At 72.3% G+C, this 14,622-nt stretch carries 13 protein-coding genes; 10 read left to right on the top strand and 3 right to left on the bottom strand.

All coding sequences use genetic code 11. The features are described 5' to 3' along the window. Nucleotides 1–71: 71 nt before the first annotated feature. The gene (locus ACIO6U_RS28880) at nt 72–1,058 is read right to left on the bottom strand and encodes a DUF5937 family protein (RefSeq protein ID WP_355349647.1); all 987 of its coding nucleotides are present in this window, start codon (nt 1,056–1,058) and stop codon (nt 72–74) included. A 70-nt stretch (nt 1,059–1,128) separates the two neighbouring features. Here ACIO6U_RS28880 and ACIO6U_RS28875 point away from each other — a divergent pair, with 70 nt between their 5' ends. After that, nucleotides 1,129–2,475, top strand: a complete 1,347-nt coding sequence (locus ACIO6U_RS28875; protein WP_391044621.1) for an MFS transporter — start codon at nt 1,129–1,131, stop codon at nt 2,473–2,475. Nucleotides 2,476–2,558: 83 nt separating this feature from the next. On the opposite strand, the gene ACIO6U_RS28870 is transcribed toward ACIO6U_RS28875, so the two are convergent. Then, complete coding sequence (locus ACIO6U_RS28870; protein WP_355349677.1) at nt 2,559–3,674, bottom strand: peptidoglycan bridge formation glycyltransferase FemA/FemB family protein; 1,116 nt, start codon at nt 3,672–3,674, stop codon at nt 2,559–2,561. 326 nt (nt 3,675–4,000) lie between these two features. Here ACIO6U_RS28870 and murJ point away from each other — a divergent pair, with 326 nt between their 5' ends. The 8 genes from murJ to ACIO6U_RS28830 all read left to right on the top strand — a co-directional run bounded on the left by murJ (nt 4,001) and on the right by ACIO6U_RS28830 (nt 12,042). Beyond that, nucleotides 4,001–5,701, top strand: a complete 1,701-nt coding sequence (gene murJ / locus ACIO6U_RS28865) for a murein biosynthesis integral membrane protein MurJ (protein ID WP_391044624.1) — start codon at nt 4,001–4,003, stop codon at nt 5,699–5,701. A gap of 42 nt (nt 5,702–5,743) precedes the next feature. Then, nucleotides 5,744–6,439, top strand: coding sequence for a SigE family RNA polymerase sigma factor (locus ACIO6U_RS28860; RefSeq protein ID WP_401723530.1), 696 nt, complete (start codon nt 5,744–5,746; stop codon nt 6,437–6,439). After that, nucleotides 6,432–7,463, top strand: a complete 1,032-nt coding sequence (locus ACIO6U_RS28855) for a hypothetical protein (protein ID WP_391044629.1) — start codon at nt 6,432–6,434, stop codon at nt 7,461–7,463. The genes ACIO6U_RS28860 and ACIO6U_RS28855 overlap by 8 nt, the downstream gene beginning before the upstream one ends. Before the next feature lie 98 nt (nt 7,464–7,561). Continuing rightward, nucleotides 7,562–8,833, top strand: coding sequence for an Ig-like domain-containing protein (locus ACIO6U_RS28850; RefSeq protein ID WP_401723527.1), 1,272 nt, complete (start codon nt 7,562–7,564; stop codon nt 8,831–8,833). Nucleotides 8,834–8,879: 46 nt separating this feature from the next. Next, nucleotides 8,880–9,389: a MarR family winged helix-turn-helix transcriptional regulator gene (locus ACIO6U_RS28845; protein ID WP_188282203.1), complete on the top strand. Its 510-nt coding sequence runs from the start codon at nt 8,880–8,882 to the stop codon at nt 9,387–9,389. A 78-nt stretch (nt 9,390–9,467) separates the two neighbouring features. Further along, complete coding sequence (locus ACIO6U_RS28840; protein WP_401723524.1) at nt 9,468–9,809, top strand: DUF3817 domain-containing protein; 342 nt, start codon at nt 9,468–9,470, stop codon at nt 9,807–9,809. Nucleotides 9,810–9,996: 187 nt separating this feature from the next. Then, nucleotides 9,997–11,697 carry a methylmalonyl-CoA mutase family protein gene (locus ACIO6U_RS28835; protein ID WP_391044635.1) on the top strand — a complete coding sequence of 567 codons (1,701 nt, stop codon included), beginning with the start codon at nt 9,997–9,999 and terminating at the stop codon, nt 11,695–11,697. A 153-nt stretch (nt 11,698–11,850) separates the two neighbouring features. Beyond that, complete coding sequence (locus ACIO6U_RS28830; RefSeq protein WP_355349625.1) at nt 11,851–12,042, top strand: DUF397 domain-containing protein; 192 nt, start codon at nt 11,851–11,853, stop codon at nt 12,040–12,042. Nucleotides 12,043–12,096: 54 nt separating this feature from the next. Here the strand turns inward: ACIO6U_RS28830 and ACIO6U_RS28825 are convergent, their stop codons facing one another. Beyond that, on the bottom strand, nt 12,097–12,744 hold the full coding sequence (locus ACIO6U_RS28825; RefSeq protein WP_355349622.1) for a TetR/AcrR family transcriptional regulator: 648 nt from the start codon (nt 12,742–12,744) through the stop codon (nt 12,097–12,099). Between the two features lie 227 nt (nt 12,745–12,971). On the opposite strand from ACIO6U_RS28825, the gene ACIO6U_RS28820 reads away from it, so the two are divergent. Further along, nucleotides 12,972–13,955, top strand: coding sequence for a tetratricopeptide repeat protein (locus ACIO6U_RS28820; RefSeq protein ID WP_355349619.1), 984 nt, complete (start codon nt 12,972–12,974; stop codon nt 13,953–13,955). Nucleotides 13,956–14,622 lie beyond the last annotated feature (667 nt).

The raw sequence follows: 14,622 nt of genomic DNA, 5'->3' as shown, positions 1-14,622 counted from the left end.
GCGGCGGAGTGCCGCGATGGCGGACGCCCGGATGGCGGCGGGCGCCGTCAGCGGCCCGTTGTCCCGCGTGCTCAGAACAGCCCGCCGGTCGTGAGCGCGATCCCCAGCGGCGTCCGTTCGTACAGCACCTGGTGCCCGTAGCGCCGGGACGCCAGCAGACCCGCGTCGCGCAGCACCGCCAGATGCGCGGAGACCGACGACAGCGCGAGGGCGTGCCGGTGGGCCAGCGCCGTCGTGGTGCTGGGCGCGTCGAGGTCGCTGAGGATCGCGGCCCGGTTGGCGCCGAGCAGCGCGATCATCGCGGCGGACGCGGTCGGCCCGGTCTCGGCCCACAGCCCGCCGATGCCGCGTGCCGGATAGACGACGGTGGGCTGCCAGGGCGGGTCGAAGGCGTTGCCCGCCTCGGGCCAGAAGAAGACGCTGGGTACCAGCACCAGCCCCTGACCGCTGAGATCCGGCAGGTGCGAGGTGTGCCCCGCCGCCGTCAGCGCGCCCTCCGACCAGCTCAGCTTCGGGTGCAGCGCGGTGAACAGCCGCTGCATGCCGCCGTCCGCCAGCCGCCGCGCGTGATAGGCGATGTCCGCCTCGAGCACCGCCCGCAGCCGGGGCCAGTGCGGGGCGAGCAGGGCAGCCCACACATGCTCGTACAAACCGGCCAACTGCCGTACGGTTCCGGCCGGATCGGCGAGCATCGCGCGGCCCCGCTTGCCGTGCTCCGCGCCCGGGGTCTGGGCCAGCGCGGCCTGGATCTGGCGGTGCGCCTCGTCCGGGTCCGTGGCCCGTACGACGTCGAGTTCGTCGTCCAGGGTGCCCAGGGGCGCCTGGGGCGGGGGGTGCAGAAAGTCCGGGGGGTGCCCGTGATCTGGTGCCAGCAGCCACAGCGGAGCCAGGTCGAGACCGGCCGCGGCGGCCCTGACCTGCCGCAACCAGGGCAGGTGGTAGCCGTGTCGGTCCGGCCGGGACAGGGTACGTATCGCCCCCTGGGTCTCCCGCAGCGGTGAGATGGCGAAGCGGCACCGCAGAAGGTCCTCAGCCGCAAATCGCATACGAAACGACATCACGACCCCCAAGATTCGGCTCAGTCCGAAACACTACGATATGCAGTGCTCATGCCACCAGGGTGATGTCATGACAACGGACAGCGAGCACCCCCCACCAGGTGGACGCACCCCATCGCCGACCGGTTCGCAGCCCGCTCCCACCACCCACGGGAAGGGCGACGGCACGCCTCCTACCAGCGGCGCGACCGCCACCGGCGACAGCACCCCCACCGGCTACGGTGCCGTTTTCGCGGTCAGGGAATTCCGCCCGATCTTCGCCGCGCATGTCCTGTCCGTCCTCGGCAGCGTCTTCGCCGAGGTCTCGCTGGCCGTCCTCGTCTTCCGGCAGACCGGCTCCGCCGTCCTCACCGCGCTGATCTTCGCGCTCGGTTTCCTGCCCTACGCGCTCAGCGGCATCCTGCTGTCCGGAATCTCCGACCGGTACCCCACTCGCCGCGTCCTGGTGGCCTGCGATCTGCTCTGCGCGGCCTTCGTCGCGGTGATGGCCGTGCCGGCCACGCCGCTCGCCCTTCTCTTCGTGCTACGCGTGTCCGTCTCGATGATCACACCGCTGTTCACCGGCACGAGGGCCGCCAGCCTGGCCGACATCCTCCACGGCGACGTCTTCGTGCTCGGCCGCTCCCTGGTGCGGATCGTCGGCCAGAGCTCGCAGATCATCGGCTACGGAATCGGCGGTCTCGTCCTGGTGTGGCTGTCGCCGCGCGCCGCGCTGCTGGTGACGATCGGCACCTTCCTCAGCTCCGCGCTGCTGCTGCGCTTCGGCACCCGCGACCGGCCCGCCCGGGTCACCGGGACCGGCGCCATGATGCGCGACTCGATCGGCTCCGCGGGGCGGCTGTTCCGCAACGCGCGAATCCGCTCGCTGATGCTCATGTGGTGGGTGCCGCCGATGTTCTGCGTCGTCGCCGAGGGCGTCGCCGCGCCCTACGCGGACGCGGCGGGCGCGGGCTCCGCGGGCTTCGGCATCCTGCTCGCCGCGATGCCCGCGGGCACCGTCGTCGGCGAGGTGCTGGCGGGCACGCTGCTCACCCCGTCCGCCCGCGAACGGATCGCCATCCCGCTGGCCGCCGTCTCGATGCTGCCCTTCGTCTGCTTCCTCGTGCACCCCTCGCTGCCGCTGGCGATCGTGCTGCTGCTGATCACCGGGGTCACCACCGCGTACGCGCTCGGCATCGACAAGTGGTTCGTGCACGACGTGCCCGAGGACATGCGCGGCCGGGCCATGTCGCTGCTCGGCGCCGGGATCATGACGCTCCAGGGCGTCGGCATGACGGTCGGCGGCGCCGTCGCGGAGTGGGTGCCGCCCTACGCGGTGATCGCGGGCGCGGGGATACTCGGCACGCTCAGCGTCGTGCCCGTGCTGCGGTCGGTACGCCGTACGCAGCCGATGGGCGCCGCGGCCAGCCCCGCCTGAGCGGCAACGGCCCTTTCGGGGCTACGCGTTGAGCCCGTGGGCCCGTGAGCCCGTGAATTTGTCAGCCCGTGGCCCCCGAGCGTTCAGCGCCGGGTCAGATACGCGTGCATCGCCCGGTGCAGCGTCTTGTTGACCGCGCCCTGGAGCGGCAGCTCCCACTCGCCCACCGTCTCCACCGCCTCCCCGCCGGTGCCCAACTTCCAGCGCAGCAGCCCGTAGGCGCGCGCCGCCGGGTCGAGGCCGTCGGGCACCCCGCGCATGTCGTAGACCGCCGCGCCCATCGCCTGCGCGTCGCACAGCATCCGCCACTGGAGCGCGTTGCTCGGCCGCACCTCGCGGCGGTGGTCGGCCGAGGCACCCGTCTGGTACCAGACCCGGCCGCCGTCCGGCGCGGTCAACAGCGTGTGCGCGGCGAGGAGTTCGCCCTCGTGCCGCGCGGTGTACAGCCGCATGCGGCCCGGCTCCTCGGCGTTGAGCGCCTCGTACTGCCGCCGGTAGTAGTCCAGCGACCGGCCGAGGTCGAAGCCGTCGCGGGCCTCGGTGACCCGCAGCAGCTCGTGGAAGGCCGGCAGCGCCTCCGGGCCCTCGACACCCGTGCGCACACCGCACTTGGCGGCCTTCTTCACGTTGCGCCGCCACTCCTGGTTGAGGCCGGTCCACAGGTCGTCCAGACCGCGCCCGGCCAGCGGTATCTCGAACACCAGCCGCGGCTGCGCGTCCCCACCCTGCCCGTCCTCGCCGCAGCGCCGCCAACCGCCCTCGCGCAGCCGGTCGGAGACCGCCGCGCCCAACGGCTCGACCAGGTCGGGCAGCACGTCACCGACCCGGCGCCCGGGGCCCGACGCGTCCTTCAACGTCCGCGCCGTCCACCGCCGGTACGCCAGCGGCGGCCCCATCCGTACCGCGAACGCCCCCGTACCGCGCAGGTGTTCCAGCAGCGGGTCGAGCCAGCGGTCCAGGCGCGGATCGGCCCAGTCCACCGCGGGGCCCTCCGGGAGGTACGCGAACGACCGCCGTACGCCCGGCAGTTGGCGGTACAGGACCAGCGCGGAGCCGACCGGCCGGTCGTGCTCGTCCAGCCAGGCCAGGCTCTCCGCCTGCCAGCCGGACTTCACCCGCGCCCAGGCGGGCGTCTGGAGGAAGCTCGCGGTGTACGGGCCGGGGCGGCGGACGAAGTCGGCGTGCGCGGAGGCGGGCATCGGCAGCAGCCGCAGAGCACCGGTGCCGGTGCCGGTGCCTTTGTCGCTCGCGGCGCGGTCGGAGCCGGAGCCGGAACGCTGGTGAGTGGTCATCGTCAAGGCGTCGTCCTCCGCGCTGCGGGGCGGGCCGGGGCGGCCCGCTCACGAAGGACACGCCCGGCGCGGCCGTCAGGTGACAGAGACTTTTCCGACACCCGCCGTACCGCCCCGCGACTTCCGTCAGCCGTGACCGCCGGGGCAGACTGCGCGTCTGCCCAGGGGACGGGGACCCGCGCGACCAGCCGGTACCGGGCACAGGACGATCAGCGTGAACAGGGGACCGACGGGTGACTTCAGCAGTGGACGGCTCCACGCACCGCAAGGGGCGGCGGGCGCACGCCCGCGACACCAACTCCCTGCGGCGCAGCGGCGGTCTGATGATGGCCGGGTCGCTGGTGTCCCGCGCCACCGGCTTCCTGCGGCTGGCGACGATCACCGCCGCGCTCGGCACGGCGGCGGCCGGAGACGCCTTCGGGGTCGCCAACACCGTGCCCAACATCATCTACGCGCTGATGATCGGCGGCGCCCTCCAGTCCGTCTTCGTCCCCGAACTCGTCCGCGCCGCCCGCGAGCACGCCGACGGCGGCCAGGCGTACACCGACCGGCTGCTCACCCTGTGCGCGGTCGCGCTGCTCGCCGTCACCGCCCTCGCGGTGCTCGCCGCGCCCTGGCTGGTCAGCGCGTACGCGCCCGGCTTCAGCGGCGGCCAACGCGACCTGACCGTGTCGCTGGCCCGCTACTGCCTGCCGCAGATCCTCTTCTACGGCCTGTTCACGCTCCTCGGCCAGGTCCTCGGCGCCCGCGACCGGTTCGGCGCCATGATGTGGACCCCGGTGCTCAACAACCTCGTCGTGATCGCCGTCTTCGGCCTGTACCTCGCGGTCGCGAGCGGGGGCATCGGACACCGGGACGCGCTGCTGCTCGGCCTCGGCAGCACCGCGGGCATCGCGGTGCAGGCCCTCGCGCTGCTGCCGTCGCTGCGCGCCACCGGCTTCCGCTGGCACCCGCGGTTCGACTGGCGCGGCGCCGGACTCACCCAGCCGATGCGGGCCGCCGTGTGGACGCTGCTGCTGGTCCTGGTCAACCAGGGCGCGTACTGGGTGGTGACCCGGCTGTCCACCTCCGCCGGACTGCGCGCGCTGGCCTCGGGCCACTCCACCGGCGTCGGCTACGCGGCCTACAGCAACGCGTACAGCCTGTGGGTCGTCCCGCAGGGCATCGTCACCGTGTCGCTGGCCACCGCGCTGCTGCCGCGCATGAGCCGGGCCGCGGCCGACGGCGACCACGCGGCGATCGGCGCCGACCTCACGCGCGGCCTCACCGTCTCCGGCACCGCCGTCGTCCCCGCCGTCTTCGCCTTCCTCACGCTCGCCCCGCAGATCACCGGCGTCGTCTTCCAGCACGGCGCCACCAGCGAGGCGGACGCCCGCGCCATCGCCTGGATGCTGGTCGCCTTCGCCGTCGGCCTGCCCGCCTTCGCGGGCCAGTACCTGCTCGCGCGCGGCTACTACGCGCTCGGCGACACCCGTACGCCCTTCTTCCTCAACGTCCTCATCGCCGCCGTCAACGCCGCGAGCGCCGCCGCCTGTTACGCGCTGCTCCCGGCCCGCTGGGCGGTCACCGGCATGGCCGCCGGATACGCGCTCGCCTGTACGGTCGGCCTGCTGGCCACCGCCGCGCTGCTGCGCCGCCGCCTGGGCTGGCGGCCCCGCGTCCTGGGCCACCACGTACGGCTCACCGCGGCCTTCCTGCCGGGCGCCGCCCTGGCGCTGCTCACCGCCCACGCCGTCACCGCCCGGCTCGGCGGCGGCCCGGCAGGCGACCTCACGGGCCTGCTGCTGGGCGCCGCCGCCCTGTGCCTGCCCGCGCTGGTGCTGGCCCGGCCGCTCGGGCTCGACCTCGGACCGGTGTCGCGGCTCACGGGAGGGCCTGCCAAGAGGCGCGGCGCGGGGCCCACGGAAAAAAACTCCCGTCCGCCCGTCACATAAGGCCGCCGCCGCGCGTGTAGTTCTGAGGGAGGGAAGAACCACATGACCGCACAGCCAGAACCGGCGGCGGACTTCGACCAGTTCTACGCCGCCACGGCGAAGCGCATGGTGGCCGTCGTCTACACGATCACCGGGGACCTGGGTGAGGCGGAGGACGCCGTGCAGGAGGCGTACGCCAGGGCATGGCAGCGCTGGCCGAAGCTCACCGCGGAGGGCGACCCCGCGCCCTGGGTGCGTACCGTCGCCGTACGTCTGGCGGTGAGCACCTGGCGCAAGGCCCGCAACCGGGTGCGCGCGCACTTCCGGCACGGGCCGCCGCCCGACGCCCCGGCGCTCGCACCCGACCGGGTCGCGCTGATCGACGCCCTGCGCGCACTCGGCGACGACCAGCGCACCGCCGTGGTCATGCACCACCTCCTCGACCTGCCGGTGGAGGAGATCGCCCGGCAGACCGGCGTGTCCAGCGCCGCCGTACGGACCCGGCTGAGCCGGGGGAGGAGAGCACTGGGGGCCCTGCTCAAGGACGACCCGGCGGACGACGCGGAGCCCGAACCCGCCGCGTACGCGTCCGCCGCCCACGACACCGCCGGTCGCGGCGCTCACGACCCCGCCGGTCGGGACGCCGCCACCGCCAGCGCTACCGCTACCGCCACTGCCACAGCCACAGCCACCGCCGACGACGCACGCCACGCACGTGCGGCGCGCCACCGCACCGAGGAGGTGCCCCTCCATGGCTGACCCGTTCGGCCGCCCGGCCGGTCCCGACCCCCTCGGCACCGCCGATGACACCCCCGCCGCCGACATGGACACCGACATCGGCTCGCACTCCGACATCGGCTCGGACTCCGCCGATCCGCTGGACGAGCGGCTGCGCGGACTCGCCCGCGACACCGAGCCGTTGGTCGTACTCGCCGGGGCCCCGGCCGCCCGCAGGCTCGGCGAACGGCGGCGCGCCCGCCGCAGGACCGGGGCCGTGTCGCTGGTCGCGGCTCTCGCGGTCGCCGTCGGCACCTGGCAGTTGCTGCCCGGCTCCGACGGCCCGCGCGGCACCGGCGCGCTGCCGGGCACCGTCGCGTCCACCACGCCCCCGCCGGAGCCGCCCGACCCGGCCGCCCTGGCCCACCGCCTCACCGACGAGCTGCTGCCGCCCGGCGCCCTGCCGTTCTTCCCGGTGGCCCCCTGGAAGACCCTCGCCCCGGGCACCGCGCTCAAGCTCATGGGGGCCTGCCCGGTGCCGTCTCCCGCCGGAGACGTACGGGCCGGCGCGGTGCGGCTGTACGGCGCGTCGGCGGGGGAGGAGGCGGAGTACCTGCTCTACGCGTTCACCGACGCCGAGGCCGCCCGCTACCGGACGGAACGGTTCGGCGAGGCGGTGAAGGACACGTGCGGTGTCGAGCTGACCACCGACCTCGGCACGACCGGTGAGGCCGCCGACAGTCCGGTCACCTACCAGGGCAGCAGCAGAACGGGCACCGGGGTGCAGATCCTGATGAACCGGCAGGGCGCCTACCTCGCCGTGCTGCTGATCCGCGGGCTGGGGAACCCGCTGGGCTCCGGGAGCGACTATGCCAACAAGCACCCGCAGCCGATCGCCTGCATCGCGGCGTCGCTGAACCGGCTGACGGAGGCCGGCGCGCGACCGAGCGCTTCCATGTCGCCGCCGGACGTCTCCATCGACGGCACCAGCGGCGGGGTCGGCAGCGGGGTCGGCGGCGGGTCCACGATGTCGCGCGGCTTCGTCGGCGACGGGAAGTCGTGCTGAGCCGCCGCGTTCTGTCCTGACCTCACCCGCCGCCGACCCGCCCGCCGCCGATCCAAACACTCTTCGCCCCGACCACCTCTGACAAGGAACCGACTGCCGTGTACCGCACTCGCATACGCAACCCCCGACCGCGGGCGCTCGCCGTGCCCGCCCTCCTGCTGGCCGTGGCGATGGGCGTCACCGCGTGCGGCGGCCACGACGGCGACAAGGCGGGCGGCTCGTCCGACGGCAAGGGCGCGGGCCGGTCCGCGTCCGCCGACTCCGCCGCGCGGATCACCGTCACACCGGCCAAGGACACCGCGGACGTCGACCCGGCCGCGCCGGTCAAGGTCACCGTCGACGGCGGCACCCTCGGCACGGTCACCGTGACCCCCGAGGGCACGTCCAAGGACGGCGTGACGCCGATCGAGGTGACCGGCGCCCTGGACGCCGCCAAGCACACCTGGACCTCCGACCGCACGATGACCCCCGGCACCGCCTATACCGTCCAGGTCACCGCGGCCGACAGCGCGGGCAAGCAGACCCGTACCACCAGCGCCTTCCGCACCCTGACGGCGGCCAAGGTCAACGGCGTCACCCCGACCCCCCTGAACAACGCGGTCGTCGGCGTCGGCCTGCCCGTCTCCCTCGCCTTCGACAAGCCGGTCACCGACAAGGCGGCCAGGGCGGCGGTCGAGAAGGCGCTGACCGTCACCACCAGCCCGGCCGTCCAGGGCAGTTGGGGCTGGATCACCGACCCGCTGACCGGCATTCAGCGGGTCGACTGGCGGCCGGACACGTACTGGACGCCGAACACCAAGGTCACGCTGACCGCCAGGCTCAGCGGCATCGACACCGGGGGCGGGCGCTATCTGCGCCGCGACATCCACGACACGTTCACCATCGGCACCGCCCGGATCTCGTACGTCGACCTCAAGGCGCACACCATGCGGGTCACCGAGAACGGCAAGACCGTCAAGAACTTCAAGATCTCCGGCGGCAAGCCCGCCTTCCCCACCTGGAACGGGCAGATGGTGGTGATCAGCAAGCAGTCCACCGTGCGGATGACGTCCTCGTCGGTCGGCATCGCCACCTCCGAGGACTCGGCGGACTTCTACGACAAGGACGTGAAGTACGCGGTCCACATCACCACCTCCGGCACGTACACCCACGCGGCGCCCTGGAACGACGCGATGATGGGCGTGCAGAACGGCAGCCACGGGTGCATCGGCATGCACACCGCGGACGCCAAGTGGTTCTTCGACCGGGCGGTCCGCGGCGACCTGGTGATCACCTCGGGCTCCACGCGCGCCACCGTCGACAAGGGCAACGGCTTCGGTGAGTGGAACCTCGGCAAGGACGCGTGGCGCCGGCTCAGCGCGCTCGCCTGACGAGACACTTGTGCCCACTATGTGACCGACGGGTAGGCTCTTCGCCGTGTCAAAGCCGCTGAGCCTGCCCTTCGATCCGATCGCCCGCGCCGACGAGCTGTGGACCCGGCACTGGGGCGGGGTCCCCTCGATGGGTGCCATCACCTCGATCATGCGCGCCCAGCAGATCCTGCTCGGCCAGGTCGACGCGGTGGTCAGGCCGTACGGGCTGACCTTCGCGCGGTACGAGGCGCTGGTGCTGCTCACCTTCTCCAAGGCGGGCGAGCTGCCGATGTCCAAGATCGGCGAGCGGCTGATGGTGCACCCGACGTCCGTCACCAACACCGTGGACCGGCTGGTCTCCGCCGGTCTCGTCGCCAAGCGCCCCAACCCCAACGACGGCCGCGGCACCCTCGCCTCGATCACCGACAAGGGCCGCGAGATCGTCGAGTCCGCCACCCGCGATCTGGTCGCCATGGACTTCGGCCTCAGCGCCTACGACGCGGAGGAGTGCGGCGAGATCTTCGCGCTCCTGCGCCCCCTGCGGATAGCGGCGGGCGACTTCGAGGAGTCCTGACCTGCGGTCGGCTCCGCGCGTCCCGTCGTCCCCCGACCCGGATGAGCCCGGCATTTCGGGGCGGCTAGGCTCGATGCCATGAAATCCAGCGTGCTGACCCGCTACCGCGTGATGGCCTACGTGACAGGCGTGCTGCTGATCGCGCTCACCCTGGGCGTGATCGCCAAGTACGTGTTCGACATCAATGGCGCGGGCACCTTCACCAGCGCGGTGGGCTTCGCCCACGGCTGGCTCTATGTCGTTTACCTCGTTATGGCCTTCGACCTGTGCAACAAGGCGAAGTGGCCGATCGGCCGGATGGCCTGGGTGCTGCTGGCGGGCACCGTCCCGACCGCCGCGTTCTTCGTGGAGCGCCGCGTGACGCGTGAGCTGGCGCCGAAGGTGATCCAGCCCGAGAAGACCGAGCCCGTCAACGCCTGAGCCCGTCGACCGCCTGGGCGCGTCAAGCCCGCGCCCGTCAAGCCTGAGCGCGTCAAGCCCGAGCCCGTCAAGGCCGTCACGTCTGGGCCGTCATGCCCGGGCCCCGGCCCTCTGAGACCCGGCTCACCCCAAGGGTGAGCCGTGTTCCCATCGACATTTACTAGGACGTCCTAGTAAATTCAAGGGTATGGACTCCCAAGGCATCGAGACAGGCCGCCAGCGCTGGCAGGCACGGTACGACTCAGCCCGTAAGCGGGAGGCCGACTTCAGCACGCTCTCGGGCGACCCCGTGGAGCCGGTGTACGGCCCGCCGGCGGGTGCGGACGTCCCCGGGTTCGAGCGGATCGGCTGGCCGGGCGAGTACCCGTTCACACGCGGACTGCACCCGACCGGCTACCGGGGGCGTACGTGGACGATCCGGCAGTTCGCCGGATTCGGCAACGCGCGGCAGACCAACGAGCGCTACAAGATGATCCTGGCCGCGGGTGGCGGCGGCCTCTCCGTCGCCTTCGACATGCCGACCCTGATGGGCCGCGACTCCGACGACCCCCGCTCGCTCGGCGAGGTCGGCCACTGCGGTGTCGCCATCGACACGGCCGCCGACATGGAGGTTCTGTTCGACGACATCCCGCTCGGCGACGTCACCACCTCGATGACCATCTCCGGACCCGCCGTCCCGGTCTTCTGCATGTACCTGGTCGCCGCCGAGCGGCAGGGCATCGACCCGGCCGTGCTCAACGGCACGCTCCAGACGGACATCTTCAAGGAGTACATCGCCCAGAAGGAGTGGCTCTTCGAGCCCGCCCCGCACCTGCGGCTGATCGGCGACCTGATGGAGCACTGCGCCGCCTCCATCCCCGCGTACAAGCCGCTGTCCGTCTCCGGCTACCACATCCGCGAGGCCGGGGCGACGGCCGCGCAGGAGCTGGCGTACACCCTGGCCGACGGCTTCGGCTACGTGGAGCTCGGCCTGTCGCGCGGCCTGGACGTCAACACCTTCGCGCCCGGCCTGTCCTTCTTCTTCGACGCACACCTCGACTTCTTCGAGGAGATCGCCAAATTCCGCGCCGCGCGCCGTATCTGGGCCCGCTGGATGCGCGACGAGTACGGCGCCACCAGCGACAAGGCGCAGTGGCTGCGCTTCCACACCCAGACCGCCGGGGTGTCGCTGACCGCGCAGCAGCCGTACAACAACGTCGTACGTACCGCCGTCGAGGCGCTGTCCGCCGTGCTCGGCGGCACCAACTCGCTGCACACCAACGCCCTCGACGAGACGCTGGCGCTGCCCAGCGAGCAGGCCGCCGAGATCGCGCTGCGCACGCAGCAGGTGCTGATGGAGGAGACCGGCGTCGCCAACGTCGCGGACCCGCTGGGCGGTTCCTGGTACGTCGAGGCGCTGACCGACCGCATCGAGGCCGACGCGGAGAAGATCTTCGACCGGATCAGGGCGCTGGGCGCCAAGGCCGTGCCGAGCGGCGAGCACCCGATCGGGCCGATGACCTCCGGCATCCTGCGCGGCATCGAGGACGGCTACTTCACCGGCGAGATCGCCGAGTCCGCCTTCCAGTACCAGCGCTCCCTCGAAAAGGGCGACAAGCGCGTCGTCGGCGTCAACGTGCACCACGGCTCCGTCACCGGCGACCTGGAGATCCTGCGGGTCAGCCACGAGGTCGAGCGCGACCAGGTCCGCGACCTCGCCTCCCGCCGCACCGCCCGCGACGACGCCGCCGTCCGCACCGCCCTGGACGCCATGCTCACCGCCGCCCGCGACGGCTCCAACATGATCCCGCCCATGCTCGACGCCGTCCGCGCCGAGGCCACCCTCGGCGAGATCTGCGACGCCCTGCGCGCCGAATGGGGCACCTACACCGAGCCCGCCCGCTTCTGACCCGCGGTGGTACGCCGCCGGTCGGGCCGTGGCCTGTCGTCCGTCCGGCGCGCCGTGTAGTCCGTCGTCGTCACGGCCCGTTCCGTTCGCTGTTCGCTGGGTAGCCTCGACATCTCGTGCGCAATCCACCGGCCCTCCAGCGAAAGGACGTTCGTGGCCCTTGAAGCGACCGTCGGCGACGACGGGATGATTCACATCCGCGAAACCGAGCAGCCGGAGATCGTGGCCGTCACCACCCCCGCCAAATGGGAGGCCTTCGTCAAGGGCGTCCGCGCCGGGGAGTTCGACCACTTCGTGGCAGGCGTGGAGACCCCGGAGTGCGGCGCTGTGAACGCGACCCCCTGACGCCGGGGCCGGCCGCCTCCGGCCCCCTGACTCCGGCCCCCTGGCTCCGGCCCCCTAGCTTCTGACGCCGGTGAGGCCGGTGGTCAGGAGGAGGGCGAGGCGGTCGGCCCAGTCGGGGTCGACCGGGCCGGCGCTGACCATCACGCGGTGGACGACGGTGCCGGCGATGACGTCGAAGATGAGGTCGGCGTCGCGGCCGGCGAGGGCGGGGTCGCACGGAGCGGGCGGGTCCGGGGGGAGTTCGCCGCGCTGCTGGGCGCGGTGTCGGCCGAGGAGGACGAGGTGCTTCTGGCGGTCGACGATCGCCTCGCGGATGCGCAGCCGCAGGGCGTCGTCGTGGGTGGCCTCGGCGACGACGGCCATCAGGCCCGTTCTGATGGCGGGCCGGTTGAGGAGTTCGGCGAAGCGCAGGACCACGCCGCGGATGTCGGCGTGCAGGCTGCCGAGGTCCGGGAGGTCGAGCTGCTCCTCGAACAGGGCGGCGATGGCGTCGACGACCAGCTCGTTCTTGCCGTTCCAGCGCCGGTAGAGGGTGGTCTTGGCGACGCCCGCGCGGGCCGCCACGTCGCTCAGCGTCAGCTTTCCCCAGCCCAGTTCGACCAGCGCCTCGCGGGTGGCGCCGAGGATCGCGCGGTCCGCCTCGGCACTTCGCGGGCGGCCGGTGCGTCTGTGAGGGGCGGGGGGCTCCACGAGCGGCTCCATAAGGCGGACCATACCGGCCGGTAGGTTACGTGACGAGTGACCGGTATCACATCGGGCGGCTTCCGCCGGGCAGCTCAGGGCAGTTACGCTACGACCCGTAGCGAAACGTGCGACAACCACGGGTGCGGATGGGGATCCGTACCGACAGCACCGCTCAGCACCACCAGATCCGGGGTCTATCCGGGGTCTGTGCACGATCGGCTCCGGTAGGGGGGAGGATTGACCTCATGCAGCCACGGAACATGTCCATGAGCGGCGTGGTCGACCTCGCCGCGGTGAAGGCGGCCGGTGAGGCCAAGGTGAAGGCCGAGCAGGCCAGGGCGCAGCGGCAGGACCCCGCGAACGCCGACGCCCACACCGCTTCGCCGCTCGTCATCGAGGTGACCGAGGAGACCTTCGAGAGCGACGTCCTCCAGCGCTCCGCCGAAGTCCCGGTCGTCATCAGCTTCTGGGCCGACCAGGCCGACGCGAGCAAGCAGCTCAACGCGGTACTGGAACGGCTCACCGCCGAGTACCGCGGGCGCTTCGTCCTCGCCACCGCCGAGGTCTACGCCAACCAGATGCTCTTCCAGCAGTTCGGTGTCCAGGGAGTGCCCGCGGTCTTCGCGGTGCTGGCCGGGCAGGCCATGCCGCTCTTCCAGGGCAGCGCGCCCGAGGACCAGATCACCGAAGTGCTCGACCAGTTGATCGCCGTCGCCGAGCAGCGCTTCGGCATCGTCGGCCCCGAGGTCGACACGGACGCCGCCGCCCAGGGCGCGGCCCCGGCCGCCGAGGCGCCGCCGCGCCCGGCCACCCCGCAGGAGCTGGCGCTGTCCGCCGCGCACGACGCGCTGGACGCCGGTGACCTGGGCGGCGCCATCCAGGCGTACCGCAATGTGCTCTCCGACGAGCCGGGCAACGCCGAGGCCAAGCTGGGCCTGGCCCAGGCCGAGCTGCTCGACCGCGTGCAGGGCGCCGACCAGCAGGCGGTCCGCGAGGCCGCCGCCGCGTCACCCTCCGACGTCACCGCGCAGCTCGCCGCCGCCGACCTCGATCTGGTGGGCGGTCATGTGGAGGACGCCTTCTCGCGGCTGGTGGACACCGTGCGCCGCACCGCGGGCGACGACCGCGACGCGGTCCGCGTACGGCTGCTGGAGCTGTTCGAGGTCATCGGCCCCGACGACCCCCGGGTGGTCGCCGCGCGTACGGCGCTGATCAGAGTCCTCTTCTGAGGCGGCCGGGCGGCTGAACGGGACGCTCCGCCGAGCTGACCCTGCGGTCAGTTACCGCCGGTTCCCCGAGTGCCCGCCCCGGTTTTACTCAGAGATTTAGCGATACGGCGACCGCACTTTATCAAACCGTGACAATGAGCGGTCGCCGTTACCTCCGGTAAGAAATCAGCTCCGTTTCGACCGCTGATGTTCTTTATGCCGGATTTACCTGCCCCGGTCTTCCTCACTCTGCGTGAAATCGCCCCGTCCGGGGCGCACGGCCGCGACACCCATCCGTTACTCGCTAGTAATGAGCCCCTTGTGCGGCGCGCCCGAATGGACCACGATCGGCCAAGCTCGGTCCGTTGCCACAGCCCGGCCGCCAGTCGGCGCCACGGTCCGCGGGTCCCCGCCGAGTGGGTGCGTACGGCTCATGCCGCCGCTCCGGGACAGGGGGGTCTTCGCCTACCGGCGGAGCCTGTCCAGCAGGTTGCGCGAGAGCGTGGCCAGTGGTTGTCGCTCGGGGGTGATCGCCGAAGATTCGGACACCGCCGTCCGTACTCCTTGCTTCTTCGTGGGGAGGGACGGTCCGCCGATCACCGGCGCTCTCCTTCCCGAGGACGTAGCACTTCTCCCATCCCAGGCCAGGACCCGAACATCCCGGCCGGAGATGTACGTCCGAGAAGGA

The sequence above is a fragment of the Streptomyces sp. NPDC087422 genome (assembly GCF_044744145.1).
In the GTDB taxonomy this organism is placed as follows: domain Bacteria; phylum Actinomycetota; class Actinomycetes; order Streptomycetales; family Streptomycetaceae; genus Actinacidiphila.
This window is presented reverse-complemented; position numbering and strand designations above follow the sequence as displayed.

Excerpts from the sequence above, each read along its gene's own strand:
- ACIO6U_RS28880 (WP_355349647.1), bottom strand. The coding sequence starts at position 1,058 with ATGTCGTTTCGTATGCGATTTGCGGCTGAGGACCTTCTGCGGTGCCGC.
- ACIO6U_RS28875 (WP_391044621.1), top strand. The coding sequence starts at position 1,129 with ATGACAACGGACAGCGAGCACCCCCCACCAGGTGGACGCACCCCATCG.
- ACIO6U_RS28870 (WP_355349677.1), bottom strand. The coding sequence starts at position 3,674 with ATGCCCGCCTCCGCGCACGCCGACTTCGTCCGCCGCCCCGGCCCGTAC.
- ACIO6U_RS28860 (WP_401723530.1), top strand. The coding sequence starts at position 5,744 with ATGACCGCACAGCCAGAACCGGCGGCGGACTTCGACCAGTTCTACGCC.
- ACIO6U_RS28855 (WP_391044629.1), top strand. The coding sequence starts at position 6,432 with ATGGCTGACCCGTTCGGCCGCCCGGCCGGTCCCGACCCCCTCGGCACC.
- ACIO6U_RS28840 (WP_401723524.1), top strand. The coding sequence starts at position 9,468 with ATGAAATCCAGCGTGCTGACCCGCTACCGCGTGATGGCCTACGTGACA.
- ACIO6U_RS28835 (WP_391044635.1), top strand. The coding sequence starts at position 9,997 with ATGGACTCCCAAGGCATCGAGACAGGCCGCCAGCGCTGGCAGGCACGG.
- ACIO6U_RS28825 (WP_355349622.1), bottom strand. The coding sequence starts at position 12,744 with ATGGAGCCGCTCGTGGAGCCCCCCGCCCCTCACAGACGCACCGGCCGC.
- ACIO6U_RS28820 (WP_355349619.1), top strand. The coding sequence starts at position 12,972 with ATGCAGCCACGGAACATGTCCATGAGCGGCGTGGTCGACCTCGCCGCG.